Source organism: Sphingomonas sp. PP-F2F-A104-K0414, from assembly GCF_004340945.1.
Classification (GTDB): Bacteria; Pseudomonadota; Alphaproteobacteria; order Sphingomonadales; family Sphingomonadaceae; genus Sphingomonas.
Map to the genome: position 1 here is coordinate 226,759 of NZ_SLYD01000004.1, position 16,274 is coordinate 243,032.

The 16,274-nt window shown below is 66.3% G+C and carries 15 protein-coding genes, 1 tRNA gene and 1 pseudogene; 13 read left to right on the forward strand and 4 right to left on the reverse strand.

Annotated features, from left to right (window positions below):
• Nucleotides 1-10 precede the first annotated feature (10 nt).
• On the reverse strand, nt 11-1,360 hold the full coding sequence (locus C8J46_RS10985) for a M20/M25/M40 family metallo-hydrolase (protein ID WP_132738802.1): 1,350 nt from the start codon (nt 1,358-1,360) through the stop codon (nt 11-13).
• A gap of 197 nt (nt 1,361-1,557) precedes the next feature.
• Between C8J46_RS10985 and C8J46_RS10990 the strand changes: the two genes are divergently transcribed.
• The gene (locus tag C8J46_RS10990; protein WP_347812381.1) at nt 1,558-2,220 is read left to right on the forward strand and encodes a PAS domain-containing protein; all 663 of its coding nucleotides are present in this window, start codon (nt 1,558-1,560) and stop codon (nt 2,218-2,220) included.
• 61 nt (nt 2,221-2,281) lie between these two features.
• Here C8J46_RS10990 and C8J46_RS10995 read toward each other — a convergent pair whose 3' ends face one another.
• Entirely contained in the window at nt 2,282-2,737 is a 456-nt protein-coding gene (locus C8J46_RS10995; RefSeq protein ID WP_132738806.1) for a universal stress protein, read from the reverse strand.
• A 122-nt stretch (nt 2,738-2,859) separates the two neighbouring features.
• Between C8J46_RS10995 and C8J46_RS11000 the strand changes: the two genes are divergently transcribed.
• From C8J46_RS11000 to C8J46_RS11055, 12 genes are all read left to right on the forward strand, one after another.
• Complete coding sequence (locus tag C8J46_RS11000) at nt 2,860-4,212, forward strand: pyruvate dehydrogenase complex dihydrolipoamide acetyltransferase (protein ID WP_132738809.1); 1,353 nt, start codon at nt 2,860-2,862, stop codon at nt 4,210-4,212.
• A 126-nt stretch (nt 4,213-4,338) separates the two neighbouring features.
• A complete protein-coding gene (locus C8J46_RS11005) occupies nt 4,339-4,551 on the forward strand; it encodes a hypothetical protein (RefSeq protein ID WP_132738812.1) in 213 nt (70 codons plus the stop codon).
• A gap of 44 nt (nt 4,552-4,595) precedes the next feature.
• Complete coding sequence (locus C8J46_RS11010; protein WP_056487075.1) at nt 4,596-4,937, forward strand: acyl-CoA thioesterase; 342 nt, start codon at nt 4,596-4,598, stop codon at nt 4,935-4,937.
• Between the two features lie 16 nt (nt 4,938-4,953).
• Nucleotides 4,954-6,348, forward strand: a complete 1,395-nt coding sequence (lpdA, locus tag C8J46_RS11015) for a dihydrolipoyl dehydrogenase (RefSeq protein ID WP_132738814.1) — start codon at nt 4,954-4,956, stop codon at nt 6,346-6,348.
• 394 nt (nt 6,349-6,742) lie between these two features.
• Nucleotides 6,743-8,191, forward strand: coding sequence for a hypothetical protein (locus C8J46_RS11020; RefSeq protein ID WP_132738816.1), 1,449 nt, complete (start codon nt 6,743-6,745; stop codon nt 8,189-8,191).
• A gap of 152 nt (nt 8,192-8,343) precedes the next feature.
• Nucleotides 8,344-8,535: a hypothetical protein gene (locus tag C8J46_RS11025; RefSeq protein ID WP_132738819.1), complete on the forward strand. Its 192-nt coding sequence runs from the start codon at nt 8,344-8,346 to the stop codon at nt 8,533-8,535.
• Nucleotides 8,536-8,833: 298 nt separating this feature from the next.
• Nucleotides 8,834-10,018, forward strand: coding sequence for a glycosyltransferase (locus C8J46_RS11030; protein WP_132738821.1), 1,185 nt, complete (start codon nt 8,834-8,836; stop codon nt 10,016-10,018).
• Nucleotides 10,015-11,010, forward strand: a complete 996-nt coding sequence (locus tag C8J46_RS11035) for a glycosyltransferase family 2 protein (protein WP_132738824.1) — start codon at nt 10,015-10,017, stop codon at nt 11,008-11,010. Before C8J46_RS11030 ends, C8J46_RS11035 begins: the two co-directional genes overlap by 4 nt.
• On the forward strand, nt 11,007-12,041 hold the full coding sequence (locus C8J46_RS11040; RefSeq protein WP_132738826.1) for a glycosyltransferase: 1,035 nt from the start codon (nt 11,007-11,009) through the stop codon (nt 12,039-12,041). Before C8J46_RS11035 ends, C8J46_RS11040 begins: the two co-directional genes overlap by 4 nt.
• The gene (locus tag C8J46_RS11045) at nt 12,038-13,138 is read left to right on the forward strand and encodes an acyl-CoA dehydrogenase family protein (protein WP_132738829.1); all 1,101 of its coding nucleotides are present in this window, start codon (nt 12,038-12,040) and stop codon (nt 13,136-13,138) included. Before C8J46_RS11040 ends, C8J46_RS11045 begins: the two co-directional genes overlap by 4 nt.
• The gene (locus C8J46_RS11050) at nt 13,132-13,818 is read left to right on the forward strand and encodes a PIG-L family deacetylase (RefSeq protein WP_243643330.1); all 687 of its coding nucleotides are present in this window, start codon (nt 13,132-13,134) and stop codon (nt 13,816-13,818) included. Before C8J46_RS11045 ends, C8J46_RS11050 begins: the two co-directional genes overlap by 7 nt.
• Nucleotides 13,808-14,407 (forward strand): SAM-dependent methyltransferase, encoded by a 600-nt coding sequence (locus tag C8J46_RS11055; protein WP_132738831.1) that lies wholly within the window; start codon nt 13,808-13,810, stop codon nt 14,405-14,407. The genes C8J46_RS11050 and C8J46_RS11055 overlap by 11 nt, the downstream gene beginning before the upstream one ends.
• 113 nt (nt 14,408-14,520) lie before the next feature.
• Here C8J46_RS11055 and C8J46_RS11060 read toward each other — a convergent pair.
• Both C8J46_RS11060 and C8J46_RS11065 read right to left on the reverse strand, forming a co-directional pair.
• Nucleotides 14,521-14,605 (reverse strand) — tRNA-Leu (locus tag C8J46_RS11060).
• A gap of 66 nt (nt 14,606-14,671) precedes the next feature.
• A pseudogene (locus tag C8J46_RS11065) lies at nt 14,672-16,180 on the reverse strand (YifB family Mg chelatase-like AAA ATPase).
• Nucleotides 16,181-16,274: the final 94 nt, after the last annotated feature.

Below are 16,274 nucleotides of genomic sequence, written 5' to 3' on the forward strand. Positions count from 1 at the left end.
ATACACGCGATCAGCGGCGGCGTTCGCGTCCCGCAAAACTTACCAGGCTTTCCGCGCCATCGGCCGAAACCGCCGAGATGCCAACGAAATTGTCGTCGACCGGCACCTGCGACAGCATTGTCTGCGGATTTGGTCCGGTCGCTGCCACCTCGCGCACATCGGTCCAGTCCTGGACATCGTTGCGACGCCAGCGAACCCTGTACTTCACCGCGCCCGGCACTGCGTTCCACTTGATCGTCGTGTCGCGCGACAATGCTCCGGCCATCGATACGTCTTCGGGAGCCGCGGGTGCCGCCGCGATCCGAGCCAAGGTCGCGACGTTGATCGCCGTCACCTTGGCCAGATACGGAAAGTCCATGCCCTCGATCGTGTCGCCGTAGACGACGCCCTTTTCGGTGCGGAGGTCCTGGTGCTGGCGGTCCCAATTCTCGGCGGCGACCGAGAAGCGCACGGCGGGATAGCCGAGTTTCAGAAATGGCTCGTGATCGCCGCCGCGCCCGAACCGGTCCGGGCGGCGATCGAGCATCACGTCGAGCCCGCCCGGCACATCGCCTGCGACTCCGTCGATCATCTTGGCCAGCGACCGACTGGGGCCATCATCCTCGCCGCCGTCCGCACGACGCCCCTGTTGCGCGGCCAGATCCTCCGAGGCGCGGATACCTTCGGAAAAGACCCGGACCTTGTCGGCAACGCGGACGCCGCCCTGCCCGACGGTGTTGCCGACGATATCGTTGTTCAGCATCGCCGAGACCGACCAGCCACGCGCCTTGGCAGTGTCGGCGAGCAATTCGGCACCCCAAAGGCCCTGTTCCTCGCCTGAGAACACCGCGTAGACGATGGTCGCGTCGAACTGCCGTTGCGACAGCAACCGTGCCGCCTCCAGCACCAGCGCGACGCCGGACGCGTTGTCATTGGCGCCGGGCGCGTCGGAGGTGGCGTTCATCACGTCGGTCACGCGGCTATCGATATGCGCGCCGACGATCACCACGCGGTTCGGGTTGCGGCCCTTCTGGATCCCCAGCACATCCTCGACCACGACGCCGGCCGGTGCACGCGGCCCGGTGAACGAGCGGGCGATCCGGTCGACGACGATACATCCGCCACACGATGCGCCGATCTGCGTGAATCGCTCTGCGGCCCAGGTCCGAGCCGCGCCGATCCCCCGCCTCGGATCGGTCGTCGTCGACGCGGTATGCCGGGTACCGAAACCGACCATCGTCGTGACGTCCGCCTGCAACCGTTTCACAGACGGTGCGGGCAGTGGCGTTGGAGCAGGAAGCGGGGCAGCGGCAGCGGCGGCAGCGGCGGCAGCGGCAGCGGCAGCGGCGGCAAGCAGCGACGGGAGAGCGTATATCGACATTGGCAGACCGTGCCGCGATCGGCACCGCTGCTCAAGCCAATAGTAAGGCACCGGTCGATCAGCGATAGCGGCAGGCTTACCAAGCTCCGCTTTGATGTCAGAACCTTACAAAAACTCGAATTGGTCGAAAACTGATCGAAGTATGATAAATTTTTCATATTTATGCTAAACATATGATTGTCTTGAGAGGGCGATCGATGATCATCGGGCATTCAGTATCGAACAGTGACGGTGTCATACAGGCGATCGACGGCCCCGTCGCAACACTGCTGCAGCGCGAGCGAGATCAACTTATCGGTATTTCGTATATGTCGATCACACATCCCGACGATCTTGCGCTAAACTTGGCGAAGGTCTCCGCACTCCAGGCCAACGGACAATCCGCAAAAATCCGCAAACGCTATATCGGTGGCAGGGGAGACATCATCGCGGTGGACGTTCAGGTTTCCCGGGTGATGGGATCCGATGGTGGCCATCTGGTCGGAACCTTGTCGACGATCGACAACATCCTCGATCAAGACCCCGCACCCTATCGACTGTGGCGTCGCGCTCGGGAACTCCTCGATATCATGCGCGCGCGTGACGACATCCTTGGGGCGGACCTGTTCGCCGATCACGCCTGGACGATTCTGCTGCTGACCTATGTCGCCGAAGCCGAGGGCCGGATCGCATCGATCGCGACGGTCGCCAACCATATCCCGCTATCGCAGACCACGATCGTGCGTTGGCTGCGCGTGCTGCAGTCCAAGGCACTCTTCGAACCGACGCTTCCCGGCATCGATGCGCTACAACTGACGCAGACCGGTATCGACAAGGTGGAAATGTTGCTGGATCAGAAGGTCGCCGTACCCGTCGGCTGATCGATCTTCTTAGCGGCATCAACGACACTGGCCGCTATCGCCAACGGCCCGCCCCGGGCGCTCAGCTTAGCCGATCGATCGCCTCGCGCGTCAGCGAGCCCGGGATGATCATCACCGGCACCGGCAGCGCGCCCGCATCGGCGCCGGTGAAATGCGCGATCAGTTCGCCCGGCGCGCCGGTCGCCGCGGCGCCCAGCACCAGCGCCGCGATCTCCGGGTTTGCCTCGATCATCTCGCGGATGATCTTCGGCCCCTCGCCTTCGCGCACCGTGATCGACGGACGCAGACCCGATTCCTCGAGCAACGTCCCCGCCGCGCCGGCGACCAGCCCTTGTGCGTGAAGGTGCGCCTCCTCCTCGATCGTCGCCTGGACGCCACCGAACGCGATGAACTCCTGGGGCGGGATCACGGTGAGGATCTCGACGCCGCCGCCGGTCTTCACCGCACGCCGCGCGGCAAAGCGCAGCGCGATGCCCGCTTCCGGACTGTCGTCGATCACCACCAGATAAATGCGCATTTTCGCCCCCGTTATTGCCGGTAATTGGGCCGCAGCGGGTCGATACGCAAGTCCGCCGGGGTTGACCCGAGCGGACGAGGGCGCGAGTAGGCATGCCGTTACGTCACGCCCTGGGGAAATCCATGTCGATCGAGATCAAGATGCCTGCGCTGTCCCCAACCATGGAGGAGGGCACCCTCGCCAAATGGCTGATCAAGGAAGGCGACGTCGTCAAATCCGGCGACCTGATGGCCGAGATCGAAACCGACAAGGCGACGATGGAATTCGAAGCCGTTGATGAAGGCACCGTGGTCAAGATCCTCGTCGCCGAGGGTACCGACAACGTGAAGGTCGGCACCGTCATCGCGATCATCGCCGAAGAGGGCGAGGATGCGTCGTCCGTGTCGTCGGCTCCCACCAAGAGCGAGACGCCCGAGCCGGCCGCGAAGGAATCGGAAGCCAAGCCCGATCCGACGGACCCGAACAAGACTGGGACCGAGGCCAAGCCGATCGAGCGGACTGAAGCGTCGGCCGAAGATCATGGCCGTCCCGACGACGCTGGTGCCGCCAAGCCCACCGCCAGTGGTGACCGCGTGAAGGCCAGCCCGCTCGCGCGCCGTCTCGCCGCCGACAAGGGTATCGATCTCGGCGCCGTGTCGGGTTCGGGGCCGAAGGGTCGTATCGTAAAGGCCGACGTCGAGAGCGCGAAGCCGGGTGCGGCGCCTGTGGCTGCGAAGACCGACACTGCTGCGCCGACGGCTGCCGCTACTCCGGCCCCTGCCGCAAAGCCTGCGACCGTGCCGGACATCCCGCACGAGGCGACGAAGCTCAGCAATGTGCGCAAGACGATTGCTCGCCGCCTGACCGAGTCGAAGCAGACCGTTCCGCACATCTACCTGACGGTGAACATCCGCCTCGACGCGCTGCTCAAGCTGCGCGGCGAGCTGAACAAGAGCCTCGAATCACGCGGCGTGAAACTGTCGGTCAACGACCTGCTGATCAAGGCGCAGGCCGTGGCCCTGATGCAGGTGCCGACCTGCAACGTGATGTTCACGCCCGACCAGCTGATCACGTTCCAGCGTGCCGACATCTCGGTCGCCGTGAGCACGCCGTCGGGTCTGATCACGCCGATCATCGTCGGCGCGGACACCGCGTCGCTGTCGTCGATCTCGACGCAGATGAAGGACCTCGCCGCCCGCGCCCGCGACGGCAAGCTCAAGCCCGAGGAATATCAGGGCGGCACCGCCTCGATCAGCAACATGGGCATGTTCGGCATCACACAGTTCGACGCGGTCATCAACCCGCCCCAGGCGATGATCCTCGCGGTCGGCGCGGGCGAGAAGCGTCCGTACGTCGTCGGCGACGAACTCACCGTGGCGACCGTCATGTCGGCGACCGGCAGCTTCGACCACCGTGCGATCGACGGTGCCGACGGCGCGCAGTTCATGAAGGCGTTCAAGCACCTCGTCGAGAACCCGCTGGGCATGCTGGCGTAAGCGCGAAAGCATGACCGCCGCACCCCGCACCCCCACCCCGTTCGTGCTGAGCGAAGTCGAAGCAGGTGAGTCTGACACCCTTCGACTTCGCTCAGGGCGAACGGGGGTGTGCGGTTCTGTTTCGACATGAAGAACACGACCATCGAGATCCTGCACATACTCGCGGGGCTCGCCGTTGCCGTCGCGATCACCTGGGCGGCGGCATGGTCCTATCCGCTCGGGCAGGACGTGATCTGGGCGTGCGGGGCCGCGGCGATGGTCGCGACCGTGCTGATGGGCGTGGGGCCATTGCGCCGCGCGCGTCGTCTCGACGGAACTACCCGCAGGAGTGAAGCGTGACCGAATTGCCGCCTGAAAAGGCTCCGACGATCCGCGTCACCGCGATGCCCGCCGACGCGAACCCGTACGGCGACATCTTCGGCGGCTGGCTGATGGGTCAGATGGATCTTGCCGCCGGCTCGGTCGCGTCCAGGCGTAGCGGCGGTCGCGCCGTTACGATCGCGGCGGACGCGATGAAGTTCCACATGCCGGTCGTCGTCGGTGACGAGGTGTCGGTCTACGCCGAACTGATCGCGGTCGGCCGCACCTCGATGACGATCGAGGTCGAGGCGTGGCGCCGCGCGCGCCACAGCAACGACAGCTGCAAGGTGACCCAGGCGCGTTTCATCTTCGTGGCGGTCGGCGACGATCGCAAACCGCGGCCCGTGCCGCCCGAAACCAATTAATTCAAAGGACTCTACCGTGGCTGATACCTATGATCTCGTCATCCTCGGCTCGGGCCCCGGCGGTTACGTCGCCGCGATCCGCGCGTCGCAGCTCGGCCTGAAGGTCGCGATCGTCGAGCGCGAGCGCTTGGGCGGCATCTGCCTCAACTGGGGCTGCATCCCGACCAAGGCGCTGCTCCGCACCTCGGAAATCTATCACTATATGCAGAACGCCGAGAGCTACGGCCTCAAGGCGGACAATGTCGGGTTCGATCTCGCCAAGATCGTCGACCGGTCGCGCAAGGTTGCGGGCCAGCTGAACGCGGGCGTCAAGGGCCTGATGAAGAAGAACAAGGTGACCGTCGTCGAGGGCGTCGGCACCGTGACCGCGAAGGGCAAGCTGTCCGTCAAGCAAGGCGACAAGACCGTCGATCTCGAAGCCAAGAACATCATCGTCGCGACCGGCGCCCGCGCGCGCGACCTGCCGTTCGCCAAGGCCGACGGCGAGCGGATCTGGACCTATCGTCATGCGATGGTGCCGACGGAGATGCCGACCAAGCTGCTGGTCATCGGATCGGGCGCGATCGGCGTCGAGTTCGCCAGCTTCTACAACGACATGGGCGCCGACGTGACGATCGTCGAGATGCTGCCACGGATCCTGCCGGTCGAGGACGAGGAAGTCTCCGCGTTCATGGACAAGGCGCTGTCGAAGCAGGGCATCAAGCTGCTGACCCAGACCGGTCTGGAAGGGCTGACCCCGTCGGCGAACGGCGTCACGGCGAAGATCAAGGCGAAGGACGGCAAGGTTTCGGAAGAGACTTTCAGCCACGCAATCATCGCGATCGGCATCGTGCCGAACACCGAGAATATCGGGCTGGAGGCGCTCGGCGTCGAGACCGACCGCGGCCACATCAAGACCGACGGATACGGTCGCACCAACGTCGACGGCATCTGGGCGATCGGCGACGTCACCGGCGCGCCGTGGCTCGCGCACAAGGCCAGCCATGAGGGCATCATCGCGGTCGAGAAGATCGCCGGTGGATCGCCGCACCAGATGGACAAGGCCAATATCCCCGGCTGCACCTATTCGCGCCCGCAAGTCGCAAGCGTCGGCATGACCGAGGCGAAGGCGAAGGAAGCCGGCTACGAGCTGAAGGTCGGCAAGTTCCCCTTCATCGGCAACGGCAAGGCCATTGCTTTGGGTGAGGCCGAGGGCTTCGTGAAGACGGTGTTCGACGCGAAGACCGGCGAGTTGCTCGGCGCGCACATGGTCGGCGCGGAAGTGACCGAGCTGATCCAGGGCTATGTCGTCGCGCGCCAGCTCGAGACCACCGAGGCCGAGCTGATGGAAACGGTGTTCGCGCATCCGACACTGTCCGAGATGATGCACGAGAGCGTCCTCGCCGCCTATGGCCGCGCGATCCACTACTAATGCCGGTATCCTCCCCCGCCAGGGGGGGTGGCAGGCGCTTGCCTGACGGAGGGGGCGGAAAGGGAAACCTCCGTTCCGCATCCTCCCCCTCCGTCGCCTTCGGCGCCACCTCCCCCTGGCGGGGGAGGATCAGAGTTCGAGCATGCCCCCTCCCCGTCATCCCGACGAAAGTGGGGGCCCAGGGGTACCACCCGCAACGCTTTTGGCTCCGACCCCTGACGATCGTCAGGATCACGTTGCGTGATACCCAACCAACCGACCAGACCGGGCAAGCCATCCCGTTTCGGCCCTAACTCTCTTGACCCCCGCGCACGAGCCTCCGAAAGGTCGCCCTGCCCCGACATCCGGTTCTCAGGATTTCGCGGCGCATGAGCCACCGGTGCAGGACCCGCGAATGTCGATCGACCCTGCCTCCCGCCTCACCCCGCGCCACATCGCGCTCGTTGCGACGGCGCTGTGCGTGGCCTCGCTCGCGCTGTTCTGGCCGGGGGTCGCGATGTACGACACCGTCGCGCAATATAAGCAGGTCCTGTCGGGGGTGTACGACGACTGGCATCCGCCGGCGATGGCGCGCGCCTGGGCGCTGCTTGCACCGCTCGGGTCGGCTGCGACGCCGATGCTGGTGCTGCAGCTCGGCACCTACTGGCTCGGCCTCGGCCTGATCGCCGCCGCGCTGGCGCGAGCGGGGCGCAGCCGCAGCGCGGTGGCGATCATCGTCATCGGCCTGTTGCCACCGTTTCTCGGGTGGCAGGGCGTCGTCCTCAAAGACGCGCAACTGACCGGCGCGCTGCTCGGGGCATGCGGGATCATCGGCTGGTACAGGCTCGCACACCGCGCCATGCCGCGCGCGCTCTGGATCCCGACCGCATTGCTGCTGGCCTATGCGGTCCTCGTCCGCGCAAACGCCGTCTTCATCGTCCTGCCATTGGTGGTGACGCTCGCTCCCCGCCCCGCCGGAACCGTCGCCAAGATCATCACCGGCCTGATTGCGGTAGTCGTCGTCCTAGCCGTAGCGCCGGTCGTCAATCACCAGATCCTGTGCGCGCAACGTAGCGGCGTGGAATCGACGCAGGCGTTGTTCGATCTGGCCGGCATCGCCGCGCGCGTACCCGACGGGACCGCGATCGGCCTGACCCGCGCCGAAGCGGAAACCGTGGTCGCGCGCCACTGCGCCTCGCCGTTCTTCTGGGATCCGCTCGGCGACGACGCGCATTGCGGAACGACGATGGCGCGCCTCCGGGCGCTACCCGTCGGTACGCTCTACCTGACGCTCGCCGGATCGGCGCTGCATCACCCGATCGCCTATGCGGCGCACCGCTTCGCGCATCTGAACTCGACCGATCGCTGGCTGGTCCCGTTGCACTGGCCGAGCGCAGCCCCCCCGACCCTGTCGGAGCCCAACACGGTCGGTCTCACCAGCCCGAACGCCGCCGCCCGGCACTGGGAAAGCCTGACCGCCATGATCGTCGAGACGCCGCTGGGCTGGCCGATAAGCTGGATCGTGATCGCGATCACCGCGCTGGCGACAGGCCTGTCGCGTCCCCTCGATCCGGCCCGCGATCCGGCCCGCGATCCAGTCCGCGATCTTGCCACGGCGCTGCTCGTCTCCGCGCTCGCCCTGGAAGCGAGCTTCGCGGTCCTCAGCATCGCGTCGGACCTGCGCTATCACCTATGGCCGATGATCGCGACCGCGGTGGCGGTGGTTTTGCTGGCCGATCGCGCGCCGCCGCGACGCATTGCCCGCGCCGGTATCGTCGTACTTCTGCTGGTACTGGCTAGCGGCGGCGCCGCGCGGGTTCTGTCGCCGCCGCCGCCGCAGACCTATGCGGGTATGCTGGGTTGATTGCCGGTGCCCAAGAGAGGCGCGTGACGCTGTACGTCAGGGCGATCGGCATGGCGTCGTGCGAGCGAGAACACACCGTGCCGTCGCATCCAAACCGGACGAAACACGCCGCTTTCGCTTGCCTCCTCAAACCAGCCATCCTAACTTAGATCATGCTAACACGTTCTCAAACCGCTGTTTCGCTGATGAAGATGGCGCTGGCGTTGCTCGACCGTGACCGGGCCGATCTCGCCGCCTGTCATCTTCACCGTGCGATCGAAGTCGCCGAGGACGATGTCGAGATAGGCAGCATTGCCACCAGGGATGCCGCCGCAACGGAGCCGGTCGACAAGTTGCTCCGCTGACCCGTCCCAAATGTGCGATCCCGTTACCGCATCCCTGACACCCAGACCAACAGGTCCGCTTCGGCCATGCGGTGATCATCGCATCCTCGAATGACTGTTCGCCCGAACATGGATTTAGCGCGAACAAGCGGTATAGTTTTCATGACGCGTTGCGCGTATTCGAGCCCGCTAGCCGACGCGCTATAGTATACCGAGTCTATTGATCCCCATCAGCACGATTCACAATCTGTATATGGGTCTTATATCGATGCACGCTCGTTACGACGCTGAACCATAAAGGGGACGCTCGAGCTCGATCATGCGTATCGCGATTATCTCTCACCTGAAGCATGCGATCGTCGAGCCGTTTGCCGGTGGACTCGAGATGCACACGCATCTTCTTGCCACCCGGCTTCGCGCACGTGGCCATGATGTCGTGCTGTTCGCGTCGACGCGGTCCGATCCCGCCACCGGGCTGACCGCGATCTGCGATGAGACCGCGCTGATGGCGACCGGTGTCGCGGAAGCGACCGACATCGCGTTCTTCCGCGAACATCACGCCTATCTGCGGTTGATGTCCGAACTGCGTCGCGGTGGCTTCGATATCGTCCACAACAATTCACTGCATTATCTACCGGTTGCGATGGCGGATACGTTGCCGATGCCGATGGTCACGACGCTGCATACCCCGCCATTTTGCTGGCTCGAGAGCGGCATTCGGTTGTGCCGCGCCGAAGCGACGCGGTTCGTCGCCGTATCGGAGGCGATCCGCACGATGTGGTCGCCGATCGTCCCGATCGACCGGGTCGTCGGCAACGGTATCGATCTCGACCGCTTCCCCTATCGGGCCGTCCCCGACGCCGATCCCTATCTGGTCTGGTATGGTCGCATTGTCCCCGAAAAGGGCCTTCATCTGGCGATCGCGGCGGCCCAAAAGGTCGGGCTGCCTCTGCGTATTGCCGGTCCGATCTCCGATCCGGACTATTACGCCGAGGAGGTGGCCCCGCATCTCGGCGATGCCGTGCGCTATGTCGGCCATCTCGATCACGCCGCGCTATCGTTGCTGATCGGAGGTGCCCGGGTATTCCTGTGCACGCCGTGCTGGGACGAACCGTACGGGCTGGTCGTTGCCGAGGCACTGGCGTGCGGCACACCGGTCGCGGCATTCGCGCGCGGTGCGATCCCGACCTTGCTCGATGACGGTAGTGGCGTGCTGGCGACGCCCGACGATGTCGACTCGCTTGCCACCGCAGCCGTACGGGCGATGCACCTCGCCCGATCGGACAGCCGCGCGCGCGCCGTTGCGATCTGCGATGCCGAAACGATGATCGACGGTTACGAGGCGTTGTATGCCGAGATGTGCGCGGAAATGCGCGCGAAGACGGCTGCTCCGCCCATGCCCCTGCCCATATCCGGGCCGATCCCGGAACCGCTCGCGTCGGCGATGTGGCCTGCCCTGGCCGCCAGCAGACCCGCGCCTGCTAACCGCGCGCTGCGCGGATGAGGCCGTTCTGCGTCTGCGTACCTGCGCGCAACGAAAGCCTGCGCCTGCCGATATTGTTCGAGGCGCTTGCCGCGCAGACGATCGACGGGCGTATCCCGATTGCGCTGTGTATCAATAATAGCGACGACGACAGCGTCGGCGTCATGCGCACTGTCGCGATACGGTACTCCGGTCGGCTGGACATCGTGGTCGAGTCTCGCACCTTTGAACCCGCGTTAGCACATGCCGGGAGCGCGCGTGGCCACGCCATGGAGATGGGATATCGCCATGTCGTTGACGGTGGGATTGGCGGCGGCGGCGGTATCGGCGGCGACGACCGCGGCGGCGTGCTGATTTCCACGGACGCGGATTGTCGTCCTCCCGCTGGCTGGCTCGCGGCCAACCTCGCCGCGATCAACGCAGGTGGGGATATCGTTGGTGGACGGATCGTCCTCGACGACGCGGAGCCGATCGATGCGGCGATCACCGCGATGCGCGAACGGTTCGATCGATATTGGGCCGCGGTCCGCGCGATCGAGGACGCGGTCGACCCATCCCCGCACGATCCGCCGCCGCGTCACGGCGACCACACCGGGGCAAGCATCGCGATCGACGCAGCCTTGTACCGCATGATCGGCGGGGTCCCGCCAATCGCATCGGGCGAGGATCGATCGATGGTCATCGACGCGGTCGCAGCGGGCGGGCGGCTGGTCCATCCGCCTTCGGTCTGGACCCGCGTGTCGGCGCGCACCGAGGGGCGTGCCGCGGGGGGCATGGCGCTCGCGATGGCCGAACTCGCAGCAACGCTCGATCGGGGCGCGGATCCCTGGGTACCTGCGTTCGAGCATTGGCGGACCCGTGCCAATTGGCGGCGTGCAACCCGCAACGCACACGGCGTCGCGGCGATGCTGGCACGCGAGGCGGACCTGCCGCCAATGCCCGGCGACATGCCCCTGCCCCAATATCCCGGCGCGATCTCGATCGAGCCCGTCACGTCCTTGCTTGCTTCATGAGCCGACGTCCGATCGGCTATTACGTCCATCACCACGGCGCCGGACACCGCATGCGAGCGTCGGCGATCGCGGATCATGCCGACGGGCGAATCACTTTAATCGGCACGAACATCGCCGGGCGGAGCGGTGCCCACCGCTATGTCGACATTCCGGACGACCGGCTTGCTTGCGGGTTCGACGGTCGCGACGATGCCGCGGATCGCCCCGCGGCGCTGCACTATGCGCCGCTTGATCATGACGGAATACGTCGCCGGGTCGCGGCGATCACGCACTGGATCGCCGAACAGCAACCCGCGCTGATGATCGTCGACGTGTCGTGCGAGATCGCGATGCTGGCGCGGCTGGCGTCGGTACCGACCGTGTACGTCAGGCTAGGCGGCCGGCGTGACGACGCCCCGCATCACGAGGCGTTTCGCGCCGCGACCACGATCGTCGCGCCATTTGCCGAAGCACTCGACGATCCGGCCACCCCCGATTGGGTCCGACGAAAGACCGTCTATGCCCCCGGCCTGGTCGACCGTGTCGGGACGACATCGATCGAACCCCGATCGATCCTTGTCGTTAGCGGCAGGGGCGGCTCGGCAATCGATGCCGCGGTCTGGGTCCGCGCGGCGCGTGCCACGCCCGACCGTATGTGGCGAATCATCGGCGATTGCCCGCCACTTGTCGACGCGCCAACCAATCTCGAGCAATCAGGCTGGGTCGACGACGCCGCGGCGTGGATCGCACGCGCCGCGATCGTCATCGGTAGCGCAGGGGACGGCGTGGTCGGTGCGGTGCTGGCGGCACGCCGACCCTTTATTTGCCTGCCGGAGGATCGACCGTTCGACGAACAGCGATCGAAGGCCGAGCGACTGGTCGCGGTGGGTGCGGCGTTGATGTGCGACGATGCCGCCGCAGCGGACTGGCCGATGCTGCTGACGCATGCGGAACGGCTCGATTCCGCCGCGCAGGTGGCGCTCGACGACCCGGATGGTGCAGCCCGTCTGGCAGCGTATGTGATGGCCCTGGCCGATGGAGAGCGCGGATGAGCGAACGAATGACGACGGTGCTCGACGATCCGCTGGTCGCTGCGCTCGCCAGGCTGGGCGAACGCTATGACGCAGAGCGCGCGCATCCCGCCGACAGCATCGCGCTGCTCGCGGAGGCGGGTTTGCTACGCCGGTTCGCCCCGGTCGAATCGGGTGGCGAGACGTTTGCCGACGCCGACGTCCGCCATCGCGCAATGTTCGACGCACTGCGTCGGGTCGGTCGCGGCGACCTGAGTGTCGGCCGGTTGTTCGAAGGTCATATCAACGCGATGGAGCTGTTCGGCTGGTATGCGACCGCCAGCCAGAAGGACTGGCTGCGCCGCGTGCTCGATCATGGCGCCGCGTTCGGCGTATGGGCGACCGAGCCGGCGCCGGGGGTCGCGTTGATCGAGAATTTGGGCGGGCGAACATTGCAGGGCGCGAAGAGCTTCGCCAGTGGCGCAGGCGGGATCGGCTATGCGATCGTCACGATCCAGCCCGATAGCGGCGACCGCCGACTGGCCATCGTCGGCGCCGACGATCCCGACCGGACCGATGCCAGCGGCTGGCGTGTCCGGGGCATGCGCGCGAGCATGAGCGGCGCCTATGACCTGACCGGCTATCCGATCGACGAGGATGCACTGCTGGGCCAGCCCGGCGACTATGATCGCGAACCGCGTTTCACCGCGGGTGCGTGGCGGTTCACCGCGGTCCAGCTCGGCGGGATCGAGGCGCTGTTGGCGGAGACCCGCGCGGCGCTCTCGGGGGCGGCACGCGCAGACCCGCTGGCGCGCGCGGCATTCGGGCACGCGGTCGTCGCAACCCGTACCGCCGGGCTGTGGGTGCGCGAGGCGGCGGTGCGCGCGGCGCGCGAGGATGCCGACGCGGCGGCGTTCGCACGGATGACCCGCGGCGTCGTCGAGCGCGCCGGGCTCGACGTGATGGAGCATGCGGCACGGCTTGTTGGCACCCGCAGCACATTCGAGGGGCAGCGCATCGACAAGATCATCCGCGATCTCAGCCTGTACCTGCGTCAGGCAGGGCCCGACCAGGTCCGCGACGCCGCCGTGCGCGACTGGATCGATCATGATTGCTGGGGCGAGGATCGCCTGTGGTAGGCATTGCCCGCCCGCTCGCGACGAGCAGGTTCGCACGCGCGCGCTGGCTGGTGCTGGCGCCGCATGCCGATGACGAGACGCTGGGCGCAGGCGCGCTGGTTGCCGAGGCGGCGGCGGTACGTCGCCTTGCAGGGGTCGTCTACCTGACCGATGGCGCCGGATCGCACGACGCGGGCGGCGCCTGGCTGGCACGGGTGCGGCGGCGTGAGGCGGCGTTGGCGGTCCGGCGGCTGGCCGGACGCGATACGGCGTTGCCCGTGTTCCTCGACTGGCCCGACGCGCATCCCCATCGCCCCGACAGCGCGGCATGGCGCGCGACGGTCCGGCGGCTTGCAGCACTGATCCGCTTACGTGGCGTCGATGCGATCGCGGTCACCGGCGCCGACGAACCGCATTGCGATCATACCGCGTTCCGGACGATCGCGCTCGCCGCAATCCGTGCCGCCCGGCGCACGGTGACGATATTCGACTACCGCGTATGGACCGATTCTGCCGTGCCCCCTGCGCGTACGACATTCCGCACGCGCCCGATGTCGGTCGGCCAGCGTCGCCGGGCACTGCTGGCGCATCGCAGCCAGACGGGTGCAGCCTATGGCGCGGGCTTTCGCCTCGCGCGGACTGCCTGGCGGATGCCGGCGGAGGACGTCCTTCATCTGAACGGAATTGCCGATGCCCGATAAGCCGCCCCACAGCGGGGGCAGCCTGACTGCCGCCTATTTCGAGGATATTTTTGCCGGCGACGACGATCCGTGGTCGCTCGCCAGCAGCCCGTATGAAGCCGCCAAATTCGCGCGGACCATCGCCGTGCTGGACGATCGTCGCTACGCCGCCGCGCTCGAGATCGGCTGTGCTCACGGGGTGCTGACCAGGCAATTGGCGCCTTTATGCGACGATCTCCTCGCCATCGACATTGCCGCGCAGGCGATCGATTATGCACGCAAGCGGTGCGAAGCCCTGCCGCAGGTTCACTTCGAGAAGGTCGTTTTCCCCGATCAGGTTCCCGCGACCAACGCCCTCGATCTCGTCCTACTCTCCGAGGTCGTGTATTATTGGAGCGATGACGACATCACCACCGCCGGGGCGTGGTTACGGGCGCATGTCGTCCCCGGCGGACGGATATTGCTGGTGCACTGGATCGGCGACACCGACTATCCGCAGACCGGAGACGCAGCCGTCGACAAGATATCCGCGGCGCTCGGCGACGCCATCACGCTCGAGCGGGCGGAGCGGACGACATCGTACCGACTGGATCTGTGGACCCGGCGATAGGGAAGCCAACCGGGTATGGTCGACAGCGATCGGTCACATCGCCGCGTGGAATGTGCGAGCCGACGCGGATGGTAGATCCGCCTCGCCTTGCACAAATGCGCGGCGATTTGCGGTGGTGCCCCTGGCCGGAATCGAACCAGCATGCCTTGCGGCAACCGATTTTGAGTCGGTCGCGTCTACCAATTTCGCCACAGGGGCATCGGCGGGTTGGCTAGACGAAGCTTTCGTTTGCCGCAAGCTGTCTTGATCGGAAAACGTATCGGTTCAGTTTCTCGGCGGTTGGCGACGATAGCTGAGCGCTTCGGCGATGTGGATGCGGCCGACGGTGTCGCTGCCGGCGAGATCGGCGATCGTGCGACCGACGCGGAGGATGCGGGTGTAGCCGCGCGCGGTCAGGCGCATCGCCTCGGCCGCTTGGGCGAGCAGTTTCCGGCCGGCTTCGTCGGGCGTGGCGACCGCATCGAGCAATGCCCCATCCGCCTCGGCATTCGTGCGCACCGGGTGATCGCGGTAGCGGTCGGACTGGATCGCGCGGGCGGCAGCGACGCGGACGGAAACCTCTGCCGAGCCTTCGGTTGGTGGCGGTAGGATCAGGTCTGCGGCACTGACCGCCTGGACGTCGATGTGGAGGTCGATCCGATCGAGTAGCGGTCCCGAGACCTTCGCCTGATAGTCTGCTGCGCATTTCGGGGCTCTCGCGCAGGCCAGGCTCGCATCGCCAAGGTGCCCGCACCGACACGGGTTCATTGCGGCGATCAGTTGCACGCGGACCGGGAAGGTTACGTGTGCGTTGGCGCGCGCAACGCTGACCGTGCCGGTCTCCAGCGGCTGTCGAAGCGAATCGAGGACGGCGCGCTGGAACTCCGGAAGTTCGTCCAGGAACAGCACGCCGAGATGCGCGAGGCTGACCTCGCCCGGCTTCACCTTCAGACCACCGCCGGTGAGCGCCGCCATCGATGCGGAATGATGCGGGGCGCGGAAAGGGCGCGTGCGGGTCAGGCGACCACCGGAGAGCGTGCCCGCAACCGACTGGACCATCGACACTTCGAGCGCCTCGGTAGGGTCGAGCGGTGGTAGGATACCGGGAAGGCAGGAGGCCATCAGGGACTTTCCGGAACCGGGCGGGCCTACCATCAATAAATTATGTGATCCCGCAGCGGCGATCTCCAGCGCACGCTTGGCCGTCTCCTGCCCTTTGACCTGCCGCAAGTCCGGGCCGTGGTCGGCCTGGTCGGCGATGCCGGGCTTGGGTGGGCTGAGCAGACCGTGGCCTTTGAAGTGATTTAGCAGCGACAGCAGGTCGGGCGCGGCGATCACTTCGATCTCTCCAGCCCAAGCCGCCTCCGAACCCTGGGCTGCGGGGCACACGAGCCCCTTCCCCACTTCCGACGCATGCAGCGCGGCTAGCAGCACGCCGGGCGACGCTGTGATCCGCGCGTCGAGGCCGAGTTCGCCGACGATCACGTAATCCGCCAGTGCCTCGGCATCGACCACGCCCATCGCAGCCAGCAACGCGAGCGCGATGGGTAGATCGAAATGCGATCCTTATTTCGGCAGATCGGCGGGCGACAGGTTCACCGCGATGCGTTTCGGCGGCAGCGACAGCCCCATGCCTGCGATCGCACCACGCACGCGTTCGCGGCTTTCGCCGACCGCCTTGTCCGCAAGACCGACGACGTTGAACGCAGGAAGTCCTGGAATCAGTTGGACTTGCACCTCGACGGCACGCGCTTCGAGTCCCAGATACGCCACCGTCGCCACGATCGCCGCCATGCCCGCTCCCCCGCGACACGACGTCACGCCTTATTCATACCCGATTTGCCATGTCTGCAAGGACACGCGGCCCATCGCCGTCGATCCGCGCCGT

Excerpts from the sequence above, each read along its gene's own strand:
- C8J46_RS10985 (WP_132738802.1), bottom strand. The coding sequence starts at position 1,360 with ATGTCGATATACGCTCTCCCGTCGCTGCTTGCCGCCGCTGCCGCTGCC.
- C8J46_RS10990 (WP_347812381.1), top strand. The coding sequence starts at position 1,558 with ATGATCATCGGGCATTCAGTATCGAACAGTGACGGTGTCATACAGGCG.
- C8J46_RS10995 (WP_132738806.1), bottom strand. The coding sequence starts at position 2,737 with ATGCGCATTTATCTGGTGGTGATCGACGACAGTCCGGAAGCGGGCATC.
- C8J46_RS11000 (WP_132738809.1), top strand. The coding sequence starts at position 2,860 with ATGTCGATCGAGATCAAGATGCCTGCGCTGTCCCCAACCATGGAGGAG.
- C8J46_RS11005 (WP_132738812.1), top strand. The coding sequence starts at position 4,339 with ATGAAGAACACGACCATCGAGATCCTGCACATACTCGCGGGGCTCGCC.
- C8J46_RS11010 (WP_056487075.1), top strand. The coding sequence starts at position 4,596 with ATGCCCGCCGACGCGAACCCGTACGGCGACATCTTCGGCGGCTGGCTG.
- C8J46_RS11020 (WP_132738816.1), top strand. The coding sequence starts at position 6,743 with ATGTCGATCGACCCTGCCTCCCGCCTCACCCCGCGCCACATCGCGCTC.
- C8J46_RS11025 (WP_132738819.1), top strand. The coding sequence starts at position 8,344 with ATGCTAACACGTTCTCAAACCGCTGTTTCGCTGATGAAGATGGCGCTG.
- C8J46_RS11030 (WP_132738821.1), top strand. The coding sequence starts at position 8,834 with ATGCGTATCGCGATTATCTCTCACCTGAAGCATGCGATCGTCGAGCCG.
- C8J46_RS11035 (WP_132738824.1), top strand. The coding sequence starts at position 10,015 with ATGAGGCCGTTCTGCGTCTGCGTACCTGCGCGCAACGAAAGCCTGCGC.
- C8J46_RS11040 (WP_132738826.1), top strand. The coding sequence starts at position 11,007 with ATGAGCCGACGTCCGATCGGCTATTACGTCCATCACCACGGCGCCGGA.
- C8J46_RS11045 (WP_132738829.1), top strand. The coding sequence starts at position 12,038 with ATGAGCGAACGAATGACGACGGTGCTCGACGATCCGCTGGTCGCTGCG.
- C8J46_RS11055 (WP_132738831.1), top strand. The coding sequence starts at position 13,808 with ATGCCCGATAAGCCGCCCCACAGCGGGGGCAGCCTGACTGCCGCCTAT.